Source organism: Paracoccus versutus, assembly GCF_029909795.1.
GTDB lineage: Bacteria > Pseudomonadota > Alphaproteobacteria > Rhodobacterales > Rhodobacteraceae > Paracoccus > Paracoccus versutus.
The window spans coordinates 884,552-897,460 of record NZ_CP038196.1; the positions used below are offsets into that span (position 1 = coordinate 884,552).

Genomic DNA, 12,909 nt, shown 5'->3' on the forward strand with positions numbered 1-12,909 from the left:
GGTTTCTAAAGCCCGAGCCGCGCCGCGAAATCGCGCACCTCGGCCTCGTCCCCCGCCGCGCGCGAGCGCAGAAGCGTCGCCTGCGAGCGCAGGATCGGTTCCTCGCCGATGATCTTCAGGTGATTGGCCCGCAGCGTCTTCCCGGACGAGGTGATGTCGGCGATGGCCTCGGCGGTCAGGTTGGCCACCGTGCCCTCGGTCGCGCCCTGGCTGTCCACCAGCTGGTAATCCGCGACCTCCTCGGCCGAGAGCCAGGCGCGCACCAGCCGGTGATACTTGGTGGCGATGCGCAGGCGAAAGCCGTGCTCGGCGCGGAAATCGCGGGCGATGGTGGCGAAATCGTCCAGGGTCTCGCAATCGCTCCAGCAGGCGGGCACGGCGAGGATCAGGTCGGCATGGCCGAAGCCCATCGGCGCCAGTTCCTCGACATGGCTGCGCCAGCCCGCCAGCTTCTCGCGGATCAGGTCGGTGCCGGTCACGCCCAGGTGGATGCGGCCGGCCATGAGTTCGCGCGGGATCTCGCCCGCCGACAGCAGCACCAGCGCCACGTTGTCCGCCCCATCGACCCGGCCGGCATATTCGCGGTCCGAGCCGGCGCGCGACAGGGTTACGCCGCGGGCGGCGAACCAGTCGAAACATTGCTCCATCAGCCGCCCCTTGGACGGCACGCCCAGCCGGATCATCCGATGCCTCCCAGTTCATGGACCAGACCCGGCCGGATGATGCCGCCGACCGCGGGGATCGAGCGGCCCTGCGCCTGTCCCAGCACCGCCGCCAGCGCGTCGTAGCGCCCGCCCGAGGCGACCGGCGGCCAGTCCGCGCGCCCCGCCGCGGCAAAGCTGAAGGTCATGCCGTCGTAATATTCCATCGTGTACCGGCCGTGGCTGGCGTCGAAATGGATGGCGCCCACGTCGATGCCGCGTGCCGACAGCGCCGCCAGGTTGCGCTCCAGCCGGTCCACGGCCTCGGCGATGTCGGGGATCTCGGCGGCGAGGGCGCGGAGCTGCCGCAGCGCCTCGGGCGCCGGGGCCTCGATGGCGAAAAGCCGCTCCAGCCGCTCGACCCATTGCGGCGGCAGCGGGGCCTCGGCGGCGTCGCTGCGCAGCCGGTCGATGCGGGCCTGCATCTCGGCCGGCGAACGCAGCCCGGTCCAGGGCGCGGCGCTTTCGGGAAACTCCCGCGGCTCGGCCGGGGCGGCAAAGCGCGCGAGCGCCTTGGCAAAGCGGTGCGGCCGCCAGATGTGATGCAGAAGCGCGGCGCGGCGGGCGCCGGACAGCGGCAGGGCGCGCACCGCATCCATCAGCAGGTCCATGTCGCCCATGCTGGCCTGCAGTCGCAGGGGCGCGAGGATAGCGTGGAAGAGGGCGAAGACCTCGGCATCGGCCTCGGGGTCGCGGGCGAAAAGCTCGAAGCCGGCTTGCAGGTATTCGTTGTCGCGCGGATGCTCGGGCCGGGTCTCGCCATGGTCCTGCTTGCGAAACACCTCGCCCAGGTAGCAATAGCGGGCGGGCTCGGCGCCGTTCGCCATGTGCATCTGCACCACCGGCACGGTGAAGTCGGGGCGCAGCATCATCTCGCCCCGGATCGGGTCTTGCGTCACATAGGCGCGGGCGCGGATGTCCTCGCCGTAAAGGTCCAGCAGCGTCTCGGCCGGCAGCAGCAGGTCGGGCGCCACTTCCTCGGCGCCCGCGGCGCGAAAGGCGGCTAGGATCTGCTGGCCGATGGCCTGTTTCTCGCGCTTGCTCATCCTTCGCCTCTTAGACGAGCCTGCGATCGCTTACGTGAAGCAATGGTCCGCTCGAGACCCTGGACAGCTTCAGCAAGCTCATCGCGAGGAATTTCTATCTGGGTAGGATGAGATTTCCATTCTTCATGGCTCAGGTTTGTATTTGAAATAATTGCTCCCAGATGCAAATCCTTGATCTGAACCACACCCCTGGCGGCTTCGTCTGCACCCTGGATGATCGCAATATCAGAACTGCGCTTGTCGGCATATTTCAACTGGTTGCCGAAGTTCTTGGGGTTGCCCAGATAGACCTCGGCCCGGATGCCGGCCTGGCGCAGCTCGGCGGCCATGGCCTGGTAATCGGCCATGCGCTCTCGGTCCATGACGGTGACGACGACTGGGCCCTGCGCGGTCCCGCCCATCAGTCCCTTGGCGCGCAGGGCGGCGAGCAGGCGGTCCACGCCGATGGAAACCCCGGTTGCCGGCACCTTCTGGCCGGTGAAGCGTTCCACCAGCCCGTCGTAGCGCCCGCCGCCGGCGACCGAGCCGAACTGGCGCTTGCGGCCCTTGTCGTCCAGGATCTCGAAGGTCAGCTCGGCTTCGAAGACCGGGCCGGTGTAATAGCCCAGGCCCCGCACGATCGAGGGGTCGATGACGGCGCGATCCTCGCCCACGCCCATGGCGGAAAGCATCTCGGCGATCTGAGCCAGTTCCTCGACCCCCTCGGCGCCCACGGCCGAGGCGCCGACGGCGGCGCGCAGGTTGGCAAGCGTCTCGGCGTTGTCCGCGCCCTTGGAGGTCAGGAAGGCGAGGACCGGCCCGGCTTGTTCGGGGGCCAGCCCCACGCCCTCGATGAAGGCGCCGGAATCGTCCTTGCGGCCGGTGGTCAGAAGCTGGCGCACCCCGTCCTCGCCGACCTTGTCGAACTTGTCGATGGTGCGCAGCACGTCGTCGGCGGGCTTGCCCTGCGCGACGCCCATGGCCTCCAGGATGCCGTTCAGCACCTTGCGGTTGTTGATGCGGATCAGGTAGTCGCCGCGAGCGATGCCGGCATGTTCCAGCGCCGCCGCCAGCATGGCGCAGATCTCGGCATCCGCCGCGACCGAGGCCGAGCCCACGGTATCGGCGTCGCATTGGTAGAACTGGCGGAAGCGGCCGGGGCCGGGCTTTTCGTTGCGCCAGACCGGGCCCATGGCATAGCGGCGATAGGGCGAGGGCAGGTCGTTGCGGAACTGCGCGGCGACGCGGGCCAAGGGCGCCGTCAGGTCATAGCGCAGCGCCAGCCAGTCGCCGGAGCCGCCGCCGGGGACGTCCGATTCCTGCCAGGCGAAGACGCCGGCATTGGGCCGGTCCACGTCGGGCAGGAACTTTCCCAGCGCCTCGACGGTTTCCACGGCACTGGTTTCCAGGGGCTCGAAGCCGTGGCGATGATAGATCTCGGCGATGCGGTCGAGCATCTGCTTGCGTTCGGTCACGTCCGCGCCGAAATAGTCGCGGAACCCCTTGGGCGTCTCGGCCTTGGGACGGGGCTGTTTCTTCTGATCTTTCGCCATGGTTTGCCTCGGGCTTTTCCATGCGGCGGTCTAGCGGATGGAGGATGGATGGACAAGCAGACGCAGGAACGGATCGAACGGCTGGAGGAGGCCGTGGCCTATCTGGCGCGCAGCGTCGAGGATCTGTCGGGCATCGTCGCCCGGCAGGAAGGCGAGATCGGGCGGCTGGCGCGCCATGTCGGCATGCTGATGGAGCGCGAGGCGGAACGCGAGGCCGAGGCGGGGACCGTGCCCCTGGCCGACCAGCGGCCGCCGCATTGGTGAGGGGGTAAGGGGCTCTGCCCCTCGCCCCCGTTCCGGGGGCTCACCCCGGAGTATTTGGAGAACAGAGAAATCAGCGGCTGGCCGGGCCCAGGCGCGGGCCCGCGGGGGCCGGGGCTTGCGGTGCGGTCAGCGGCGGTTCCGCCATGCGCGGGCGCAGGTTCGGCGCGGCCGGGGCCGCGGGTTTCGGCGCCGCCCGCATCGGCTGGCTGAACGGGCCGCGGGCGGGGGGCTCGGGTTCCGGCTGGGACTCGGCTGGGGCCGGCTGCGGCTGCGTTGCGGCGGTGGGCCGCTCTTCGGCCTGGGCGAGCGGGCGGCGGAAGACCAGCAGGTTGTGATAGACCGTGGTGCGGCTGGTCAGGCCCGAGCGTTCCTCGGCCGGCAGGGTTTCGGCGCGGACATAGTCCCAGCCGTCGCGGGCCATCTCGTTCAGGACATCGGCGAGGGTGGCGGCGAAACGCTCGATGCCGCTGCGCGCGCCCCTGGTCTTTTCGCCGCGCGCGGGGGCGGGGATGACGGTGTATTCATAGCTGCTCATGCATGGGCCTTTCCTTTGCGCCGCAGGTTAGGCGAGATGCGCAGGCAAGGGAAGCGCCGGGCCGCGCGTTGCACGCGGCCGTGAGGGGCGGGCCGGGGAGGGGCCCGGCCCGGCCCGGCCCGGCTTGCGCCTATCCCAGCTGCACCATGCGGTGCTTTTTCTTGCCGACCGAGACCTTCAGCCCGTCGCCGATCAGCGCCGCGTCGACCGCCAGCTGCGGGTCGCTGACGGCTTCGTTGTTGAGCCGCAGCCCCCCTTCGGCGATCAGGCGCTTGGCCTCCTTGCCCGAGGCGGTGATGCCGGTCTGCGCCAGCAGCTGCACCACGGTCAGGCCCGAGGCCAGCGCGTCGGCGCTGACCGTCACCACCTCGAGATCGCCGCCGGCGCCGCCCTGCTCGAAGACCTCGCGCGCGGTCGCCTCGGCCGAGGCCGCCGCCTCGGCGCCGTGCAGCAGCGTCGTCACCTCATTGGCCAGGATGATCTTGGCCGCGTTGATCTCGGAGCCCGAAAGCGCGCCGAGGCGGTCGCATTCCTCGACCGGCAGCTCGGTGTAGAGTTTCAGGAACCGGCCGACATCGGCGTCGGTGGTGTTGCGCCAGAACTGCCAGAATTCGTAGGGCGACAGCATGGCGCCGTTGAGCCAGACCGCGCCGCCGGCCGACTTGCCCATCTTGCGCCCGTCCGAGGTGGTCAGCAAGGGCGAGGTCAGGCCCCAGATATCGGCATCCAGCACCCGGCGGGTCAGGTCGATGCCGTTGACGATATTGCCCCATTGGTCCGAGCCGCCCATCTGCAGCCGGCAGCCGTAGCGCCGGTAAAGCTCGAGGAAGTCATAGGCCTGCAGGATCATGTAGTTGAATTCGAGGAAGCTCAGCGATTGCTCGCGGTCGAGCCGCGACTTGACCGATTCGAAGCTGAGCATGCGGTTGACGCTGAAATGCCGGCCGATGTCGCGCAGGAAGTCGAGGTAGTTCAGGCTGTCCAGCCATTCGGCATTGTTGAGCATCATCGCATGGCCGTCGCCATAGTCGAGGTAGCGGGCGAAGACCTGCTGCATGCCGTCGATGTTGGACTGGATCGCGTCCGGGGTCAGCAGCGGGCGTTCCTCGCTGCGGAAGCTGGGATCGCCGACCTTGGTGGTGCCGCCGCCCATCAGCGTGATCGGGCGGTTGCCGGTCTTCTGGAACCAGCGCAGCATCATGATGTTCAGAAGGTGCCCGACATGCAGGCTGGCCGCCGTCGCGTCATAGCCGATATATGCCGTCACCGGGCCTTCGATCAGGGCCTCGTCCAGCGCCTGCATGTCGGTGCAGTCCGCCAGGTAGCCACGCTCGATCATCACGTTCAGGAAATCGGATTTGGCACGGTAGGTCATGGGCTTTTCCTTTCGACTGGCGCGGATATACCGGGGGAAGGGCCGAAGGGAAAGCAGGATGATCCAAGCGCTGGGGATGATGTCGGGCACCTCGCTGGACGGGGTGGACGCGGCGATGATCGAGACCGACGGGACGCGGATCGCCGGTTTCGGCCGCAGCGCCTATCGCGCCTATTCCGGCAACGAATCCGGCCTGCTGCACGCGGCGCTGGGGCAATGGCCGGGCGGGCCGGACGTGGCGGATGCCGCCGCGCTGTCGGTCGCCGCCCATGCCGCGCTGGCCGAAGGGTTCCCCGAGGCGGAACTGGTCGGCTATCACGGCCAGACGCTGGCGCATGATCCGGGGGGGCGCGGCACGCATCAGGCGGGCTCGGGCGCGGCGCTGGCCGCGCAGCTGGGCCGGCCGGTGGTCTGGGATTTCCGCAGCGAGGACGTGCGGCAAGGCGGCGAGGGGGCGCCGCTTGCGCCCTTCTTCCACTGGGCCTGCGCGGAATGGGCGATGGGGCGGGGGCTTTTGCCGCGCGCGCCGGTGGCCTTCCTGAACCTGGGCGGCGTGGGCAACCTGACCTGGGTCGATCCCGCCGCCGGGGCGCCCGAGGCGCCGGGGGCCTGCATCGCCTTCGACACCGGCCCGGCCAATGCGCCCGTGAACGACCTGATGCGCGCCCGGCGCGGGCTGGCGCGGGACGAGGGCGGGCGGCTCGCCTTGCAGGGCAGGCCGGACGAGGGCGTCGTCGCCCGCTTCCTGGAACATCCGCATTTCGCCCGGCCGCTGCCGAAGTCGCTGGACCGCGACGCTTTCCCCACGCTTGCGGCCGAGGTGGCGGGGCTTTCGGACGCCGATGCGGCGGCGACGCTGACCCACGCCGCGGCCGCGGCGGTGGCGGCGGGGGTGGCGGCCCTGGAGCGGGCGCCGGGGCTGGTCCTGGTCTGCGGCGGCGGGCGACACAATGCCGCGATGATGGCGGCGCTGGCGACGCGGCTGCCGGCCCGCGTCGCGCCGGTCGAGGAGGCGGGGCTGGACGGCGACATGCTCGAGGCGCAGGCCTTCGGCTGGCTGGCGGTGCGGGTGCTGCGCGGGTTGCCGACCTCGGGGCCGGGCACCACCGGGGCGCCGGGGCCGGTCTGCGGCGGGCGCATCAGCCATCCGCCGCGGCGCTGAGGCGGCCTGCGGCCGGGGCGCGATCACAGGCGGATTTCCGCCTTGTGATTGTTTCGGCGCCATTTCGCGGGAACGATGCGGCGGATGGTGACGTTGGACGGGCATATGACGGCACCCGCCGTCCGTGACAACGACAACCGGAAAGGACATCGTCCATGAAACCTCTTGTCATCGCCGCCACCACCCTGGCCCTTGCCGGTTCTGCCTTTGCGCAGACCGAGACCACGCCGCCGGCCGAGATGCCCGCCGAGCAGGTCGAAGACGCCGCGACCGCGACCGAGCAGGCGGCCGACCAGGCCGAGCAGGCCGCCGATCAGGCGGAACAGGCTGCCGACCAGGCGGCCGAGGAAACCGGCGACGCCGCGGCCGAGGCCGCCCAGGACGCCGCCGAGGCCGCCGATGCGGCCAGCGATGCCGCCAATGATGCGACCGGCGCCGCCGCCGGCATGGGCGCCGCCCCCGGCGCGCCTGCGGGCGACGCCGTGCCCGAAGCGGCCGAGGATGCCGCGACCGATGCCGCCGGCGCCGCCGAGGAAGCCGCCGATGCCGCGGGCGACGCGGCCGATGCCGCCGCGGATGCCTCGGCCGAGGCGCCGGTGACGCCGCCCGACGTCAACCCGCCGGCGATCTCGGAGGCCGAGCCGGGCGTGCTGTCGAGCTGGCTGACCAGCCGCCGCATCTGGACCACCAACCAGCCCTCGACCACCGAATGGACCGAGCCCGCGCTCGAGGAGCGACCGGCCGAATGGCAGGACATCGCCAAGGTGAACGACATCGTGCTGGATGATTCGGCCCAGGTCGTCGGCTATGTCGCCGATATCGGCGGCTTCCTGGGCATCGGCGCCAAGAAGGTGCTGCTGGGCGTGGATGCGATCCACCTGGTGACCATCGGCAACGACACCTTCTTCGCCACCAACTACACCAAGGCCGAACTGGAGGCCCTGCCGGATTTCGACGAGAAGACCGTGCGGAAATAAGGCTTGCGGCCGTTTTCGGACCAAAGCGGGGCGCCTTTCGGGGCGCCCTTGCATTTTTTGCACAAGATCGGCCTTGACGGCATCCGCCGCCATGCGTAAACCCCCTCGCACCCCGGACGGCGATCCGGGGGAAGTGGTCTGCGCGGTTGTAGCTCAGTTGGTTAGAGTACCGGCCTGTCACGCCGGGGGTCGCGGGTTCGAGCCCCGTCAACCGCGCCACCACCACCATATATCGCCGAAAAGATGCGCGGTTGTAGCTCAGTTGGTTAGAGTACCGGCCTGTCACGCCGGGGGTCGCGGGTTCGAGCCCCGTCAACCGCGCCATCTTTCCCCTTCATCCTCCATGGCTTTGCGGCCGCGCTTCCGGCGCGGTTTTTCGGGTATTTGGGGAACGAAGAAGCCGGCCGGCGGTCGCGCCCGGCAGCGGCGCAAGGGGCTTTTCAAGCCGCCTCAATTCCCTATGCTGGCCCCCAATCACGACGGAGGACGCCATGGCACGCGGAATAGATTACGGCGGAATGATGCACCGGGCCATGCAGCGGCTGATCGCGGATGTGCTGCAAACGGTGGCCACCGAGGGGCTGCCGGGCGAGCATCATTTCTTCATCACCTTCGACACCCGCGATTCGCAGGTGCAGATGGCCGACTGGCTGCGCGAGCGCTATCCCGACGAGATGACCATCGTCATCCAGCATTGGTTCGAGGATCTCTCGGTCACGCCCGAGGGCTTTCACATCACGCTGAATTTCGGCAATTCGCCCGAGCCGCTCTATATCCCCTTCGACGCGCTGCGCACCTTCGTGGACCCTTCGGTCGAGTTCGGCCTGCGTTTCGAGAACCACGAAGAGGAAGAGGACGAGCCCGAAGAGGAAGAACCGCCCGTGGCCGAGGCGCCGGGCGAGGAGGGCGCGAAGGGCGGCGCCGAGGTGGTCAGCCTGGACAAATGGCGCAAGTGAGGCGCTGTTAGCGCATGGCATACCACGGCATGCCGATTGCCAATCCGCGCCATCGGGCCTAGAACCCCCGCAACACCGTGAGGGAGCATGCCATGACCAAGACCACCCGCACCGAGACCGACAGCTTCGGCCCGCTGGAGGTGCCCGCCGACAAGTATTGGGGCGCCCAGACCCAGCGCTCGATCCAGAACTTCCCGATCGGCTGGGAACGCCAGCCGGTGCCGATCATCCGCGCGCTGGGTGCGATCAAGCAGGCCGCGGCCGAGGTGAACATGGCCAGCGGCAAGCTGGACCCGGCCATCGGCAAGGCCATGGTGCAGGCGGCCGCGGAAGTGGTGGCGGGCAAGTTCGACGACAACTTCCCGCTGGTGGTCTGGCAGACCGGCTCGGGCACGCAGTCGAACATGAACGCCAACGAGGTGATCTCGAACCGCGCCATCGAGATCCTGGGCGGCGAGATGGGCTCGAAGAAGCCGGTCCATCCGAACGACCACGTGAACATGGGCCAGTCGTCGAACGACACCTTCCCGACCGCCATGCATGTCGCCATCGCCATGCAGGCGCGCGACGTGCTGCTGCCGGGGCTGGAAAAGCTGCACAAGGCGCTGGTCGCGAAGTCCGAGGAATTCAAGGACATCATCAAGATCGGCCGCACCCATACCCAGGATGCGACGCCCCTGACCCTGGGCCAGGAATTCGGCGGCTATGCGCATCAGGTCCAGAAGGGCATCGAGCGGGTGAAGCTGGCCCTGGGCGACATCTACGAGCTGGCGCAGGGCGGCACCGCCGTCGGCACCGGGCTGAACACGAAAAAGGGCTGGGACACGGCCATCGCCGCCAAGATCGCCGAGATCACCGGCCTGCCCTTTGTCACCGCGCCGAACAAGTTCGAGGCGCTGGCCGCGCATGACGCGATGGTGTTCTTCTCGGGCGCGCTGAAGACCGTGGCCGCCTCTCTGTTCAAGATCGCCAACGACATGCGGCTGCTGGGCTCGGGCCCGCGCTCGGGCCTGGGCGAGCTGATCCTGCCCGAGAACGAGCCGGGCTCGTCGATCATGCCCGGCAAGGTCAACCCGACCCAGGCCGAGGCGCTGACCATGGTCTGCGCCCATGTCATGGGCAATGACGCCGCCATCGGCTTCGCCGGCTCGCAGGGCCATTTCGAGCTGAACGTCTACAACCCGATGATGAGCTACAACGTGCTGCAATCCATGCAGCTTCTGGGCGATGCGGCGGGTTCGTTCACCGACAACATGGTCGTGGGCACCGAGGCGAACATCCCCCGCATCGAGAAGCTGATGAAGGAATCGCTGATGCTGGTGACGGCCCTGGCGCCGACCATCGGCTATGACAATGCGACCAAGGTGGCCAAGACCGCGCACAAGAACGGCACCACGCTGCGCGAGGAGGCCATCGCGCTCGGCTTCGTCGACGGCGAGACCTTCGACCGCATCGTGCGGCCCGAGCAGATGATCGGCCCGGAAGACTGATCTTGGCCGGGTCCGGTTCAGGCAAGGTCGTGAACCTGCGGGCGGCGCGCAAATCCGCCGCCCGCGATTCCGCCCGCAGGCAGGGCGACGAGAATGCGGCGAAATTCGGCCGCAGCAAGGTCCAGAAGCTGGCCGAGCAGGACGCCGCCGCGCGCGCCGCCCGGCACCTGGACCAGCATCGCAAGGGGCCGGAGCAAGGCGATGAGTGACCTGCCGCCGCTGCCGCCGATGTCCGCGCCGGTGAAGCGCTCGATCACCATCGGCGGGCATCGCACCTCGGTCAGCCTGGAGGATGCCTTCTGGCGCGAGCTGCGCGGCATGGCCCGCGTCGGCGGCCGCACCACCGCAGCGCTGATCGCCCAGATCGACGCCGCCCGCCCGCCCGAGGTGGGGCTGGCCACCGCCCTGCGGCTTTACGTGCTGGCCGAGATCGTCAAGAATCGGGCGTAATGCTTGCGGCCTGCGCCCTGGCTGACTAAAAGCCGCAGCACATATCCAAATTTCCGGGAAATACCATGGCAGGCCATTCCAAATGGGCCAATATCCAGCATCGCAAGGGCAAGCAGGACAAGCTGCGCTCGAAGCTGTTTTCGAAACTGGCCAAAGAAATCACCGTCGCCGCCAAGATGGGCGACCCTGACCCCGACAAGAACCCGCGGCTGCGCCTTGCGGTGAAGGAAGCCAAGTCGAACTCGATGCCGAAGGACGTGATCGACCGCGCCATCAAGAAGTCGCAGGGCGGCGATGCCGAGAGCTATGACGAGATCCGCTACGAGGGCTATGGCCCCAACGGCATCGCCATCATCGTCGAGGCGATGACCGACAACCGCAACCGCACCGCGTCGAACGTGCGCAGCTATTTCACCAAATATGGCGGCGACCTGGGCCAGACCGGCTCGGTCAGCTTCATGTTCGACCGCAAGGGCGAGATCCTGTATCCGGCCGGCGCGGGCGATGCCGACACGGTGATGCTGGCCGCGATCGAGGCCGGGGCCGAGGATGTCGAAAGCGACGAGGACGGGCACTGGATCTATACCTCGGACACCGACCTGGCCGAGGTCTCGAATGCGCTGGAGGCTTCCCTGGGCGAATCCGAGCATGCCAAGCTGATCTGGAAGCCGCAGGCGCCGACCGAGATCGACCTGGAGACGGCGCAGAAGCTGATGAAGCTGATCGACGCGCTGGAAGAGGACGACGACGTGCAGAACGTCACCGGGAATTTCGACATTCCCGAGGATGTGGCGGCGCAGCTTTGAATTTCCGCCTCCGGCGGGGGTATTGGGGGAACAGAGAAATCAGGGTCGCAGTTCTGCTGCGGCCCTTTTCCTTATGGCGGCGGTCAGCGGGGCGAGGGCGGGCGCCATGGCGCGCTGCACATGCCAGTAGAGCGCCACGTCCAGGGCCAGGTCGGGGAGCAGCGGTTGCAGCCGGCCGTCGCGCAGCGCCGGGGCGGCCATGGCTTCGGGGACCATGCCCCAGCCGAGACCGAGTTCGATGGCGCGGGCAAAGGGTTCCGAGGCCGGGATCAGGTGGCCCGCCAGGTGCAGCGGCCGGCCTATGGCCCTGTGCGCCCAGCGCGATTGCAGCGCGTCCTTGGCGTTGAAGATGACGGCGGGGGCGGCGCGCAGCGCGGCCTCGGTCACGCCGTCGGGGAAGTGCCGGGCGCGGAAATCGGGGGTGGCCAGCGCCAGGTAGCGCATGGCGCCCAAGGGCAGCGCGTCGCAGCCCGGCACCGGGTCGGGGTCGGAGCTGATCGCCGCCGAGACCTGGCCCTGGCGCAGCCAGTCGCCGGCATGGTCCTGGTCGTCCAGCACCAGGTCGTAGAGCGCCGGCAGCGCCGCCATCACCGGCAGGAACCAGGTCGCCAGGCTGTCGGCATTGACCGCGAGCCGCAGCACCGCCGGTCCGGGCGGGCGCAGGCTGGCGGCGAGCGTGGTTTCCAGCAGCCGCACCTGGTCGAGATGCTGCATCAGCCGCAGTCCGGTTTCGGTGCCGCGGGCCGGCGGGCCGCGATGGACCAGCACCTGGCCCAGCCGCTCTTCCAGCCCCTTGATGCGCTGCGACACTGCCGAGGGGGTGACGCCGAGCGCTGCCGCCGCCGCCTCGAAGCTGCCGCGGCGGATGATCTCGGCCAGCACGGCCAGGGCGGCATAGTCGAGCATTAAGGCAACCTTAACCAGCGTAACGATTTTGAATTTGCCTGAAGTGACGGGCCAGGGCAAGACGGCGGGCGAAGGAGAGCCGCATGCATGCCTATTTCGCCGGTCTTGGCACCGCCCTGTCGCTGATCGTCGCCATCGGGGCGCAGAATGCCTTCGTGCTGAAGCAGGGGCTGATGCGCCGGCACGTGCTGGCCACCTGCGCCTTTTGCGCGGTCTCGGATGCGGTGCTGATCACCGCCGGGGTGCTGGGCGCGGGCGCCATCGCCGCGCAGGCGCCCTGGTTCCTGGCGGCGATGCGCTGGGGCGGGGCGGCCTTCCTGCTGGCCTATGGCGCGCGCGCCTTTCGCGCCGCCTGGCGCGGCGGCGAGGCGCTGCGGGCCGGGCAGGGCCCTGCCGCGGGGCTGGGCGCCACGCTTCTGGTGCTGGCGGGGCTGACCTGGCTCAACCCGCATGTCTGGCTGGATACGGTGGTGCTGATCGGCTCGGTCTCGGCGGGGTGGGAGAACAAGCCGGGCTTCGTCGCCGGCGCGGTCTCGGGCTCGGTGCTGTTCTTCTTTGCGCTGGGTTACGGCGCGCGCTGGCTGTCGCCGCTGTTCGCGCGGCCGGCGGCCTGGCGGGTGCTGGACGGGCTGGTCGGGCTGGTGATGTGGTCGATCGCCCTGGGCCTGCTGCTGGGCGGCTGAGCCTTGCGCCGGCCGTGCCGGCAGGG

Annotated in this window: 15 protein-coding genes and 2 tRNA genes; 11 read left to right on the forward strand and 6 right to left on the reverse strand. The window is 69.1% G+C overall.

Annotation, left to right across the window (positions count from 1 at the left end):
• Positions 1-5 precede the first annotated feature (5 nt).
• From hisG to hisS, 3 genes are read right to left on the reverse strand one after another with little or no spacing between them, the layout of a single operon-like run.
• Positions 6-683: an ATP phosphoribosyltransferase gene (gene hisG, locus E3U25_RS04305; RefSeq protein WP_116221104.1), complete on the reverse strand. Its 678-nt coding sequence runs from the start codon at positions 681-683 to the stop codon at positions 6-8.
• On the reverse strand, positions 680-1,747 hold the full coding sequence (locus E3U25_RS04310) for an ATP phosphoribosyltransferase regulatory subunit (protein WP_116221103.1): 1,068 nt from the start codon (positions 1,745-1,747) through the stop codon (positions 680-682). Before E3U25_RS04310 ends, hisG begins: the two co-directional genes overlap by 4 nt.
• Positions 1,744-3,279 (reverse strand): histidine--tRNA ligase, encoded by a 1,536-nt coding sequence (gene hisS, locus E3U25_RS04315; protein ID WP_116221102.1) that lies wholly within the window; start codon positions 3,277-3,279, stop codon positions 1,744-1,746. The genes E3U25_RS04310 and hisS overlap by 4 nt, the downstream gene beginning before the upstream one ends.
• A gap of 48 nt (positions 3,280-3,327) precedes the next feature.
• Here hisS and E3U25_RS04320 point away from each other — a divergent pair, with 48 nt between their 5' ends.
• Entirely contained in the window at positions 3,328-3,543 is a 216-nt protein-coding gene (locus E3U25_RS04320; protein ID WP_072460790.1) for a SlyX family protein, read from the forward strand.
• Between the two features lie 70 nt (positions 3,544-3,613).
• Here the strand turns inward: E3U25_RS04320 and E3U25_RS04325 are convergent, their stop codons facing one another.
• Together E3U25_RS04325 and tyrS are read right to left on the reverse strand one after the other, a co-directional pair.
• The gene (locus tag E3U25_RS04325) at positions 3,614-4,078 is read right to left on the reverse strand and encodes a DUF4177 domain-containing protein (RefSeq protein ID WP_116221101.1); all 465 of its coding nucleotides are present in this window, start codon (positions 4,076-4,078) and stop codon (positions 3,614-3,616) included.
• A gap of 130 nt (positions 4,079-4,208) precedes the next feature.
• Positions 4,209-5,453: a tyrosine--tRNA ligase gene (tyrS, locus tag E3U25_RS04330; RefSeq protein ID WP_116221703.1), complete on the reverse strand. Its 1,245-nt coding sequence runs from the start codon at positions 5,451-5,453 to the stop codon at positions 4,209-4,211.
• A 58-nt stretch (positions 5,454-5,511) separates the two neighbouring features.
• Between tyrS and E3U25_RS04335 the strand changes: the two genes are divergently transcribed.
• The 9 genes from E3U25_RS04335 to E3U25_RS04375 all read left to right on the forward strand — a co-directional run bounded on the left by E3U25_RS04335 (position 5,512) and on the right by E3U25_RS04375 (position 11,294).
• Entirely contained in the window at positions 5,512-6,615 is a 1,104-nt protein-coding gene (locus tag E3U25_RS04335) for an anhydro-N-acetylmuramic acid kinase (RefSeq protein WP_116221100.1), read from the forward strand.
• A 155-nt stretch (positions 6,616-6,770) separates the two neighbouring features.
• Complete coding sequence (locus E3U25_RS04340; RefSeq protein WP_072460786.1) at positions 6,771-7,592, forward strand: PRC-barrel domain-containing protein; 822 nt, start codon at positions 6,771-6,773, stop codon at positions 7,590-7,592.
• Positions 7,593-7,734: 142 nt separating this feature from the next.
• Positions 7,735-7,811 (forward strand) — tRNA-Asp (locus E3U25_RS04345).
• 28 nt (positions 7,812-7,839) lie between these two features.
• Positions 7,840-7,916, forward strand: a tRNA-Asp gene (locus E3U25_RS04350).
• Positions 7,917-8,083: 167 nt separating this feature from the next.
• A complete protein-coding gene (locus tag E3U25_RS04355; protein ID WP_084196773.1) occupies positions 8,084-8,548 on the forward strand; it encodes an SspB family protein in 465 nt (154 codons plus the stop codon).
• Positions 8,549-8,640: 92 nt separating this feature from the next.
• Complete coding sequence (gene fumC, locus E3U25_RS04360; RefSeq protein ID WP_116221099.1) at positions 8,641-10,038, forward strand: class II fumarate hydratase; 1,398 nt, start codon at positions 8,641-8,643, stop codon at positions 10,036-10,038.
• A 2-nt stretch (positions 10,039-10,040) separates the two neighbouring features.
• The gene (locus E3U25_RS04365) at positions 10,041-10,247 is read left to right on the forward strand and encodes a DUF4169 family protein (RefSeq protein ID WP_072460783.1); all 207 of its coding nucleotides are present in this window, start codon (positions 10,041-10,043) and stop codon (positions 10,245-10,247) included.
• Positions 10,240-10,488: a ribbon-helix-helix domain-containing protein gene (locus E3U25_RS04370; protein ID WP_116221098.1), complete on the forward strand. Its 249-nt coding sequence runs from the start codon at positions 10,240-10,242 to the stop codon at positions 10,486-10,488. The genes E3U25_RS04365 and E3U25_RS04370 overlap by 8 nt, the downstream gene beginning before the upstream one ends.
• A 65-nt stretch (positions 10,489-10,553) precedes the next feature.
• Positions 10,554-11,294 carry a YebC/PmpR family DNA-binding transcriptional regulator gene (locus E3U25_RS04375; protein ID WP_036749451.1) on the forward strand — a complete coding sequence of 247 codons (741 nt, stop codon included), beginning with the start codon at positions 10,554-10,556 and terminating at the stop codon, positions 11,292-11,294.
• Between the two features lie 39 nt (positions 11,295-11,333).
• Here the strand turns inward: E3U25_RS04375 and E3U25_RS04380 are convergent, their stop codons facing one another.
• Complete coding sequence (locus E3U25_RS04380; RefSeq protein ID WP_072460782.1) at positions 11,334-12,200, reverse strand: LysR family transcriptional regulator ArgP; 867 nt, start codon at positions 12,198-12,200, stop codon at positions 11,334-11,336.
• Positions 12,201-12,283: 83 nt separating this feature from the next.
• On the opposite strand from E3U25_RS04380, the gene E3U25_RS04385 reads away from it, so the two are divergent.
• On the forward strand, positions 12,284-12,883 hold the full coding sequence (locus E3U25_RS04385; protein WP_114536122.1) for a LysE/ArgO family amino acid transporter: 600 nt from the start codon (positions 12,284-12,286) through the stop codon (positions 12,881-12,883).
• Positions 12,884-12,909 lie beyond the last annotated feature (26 nt).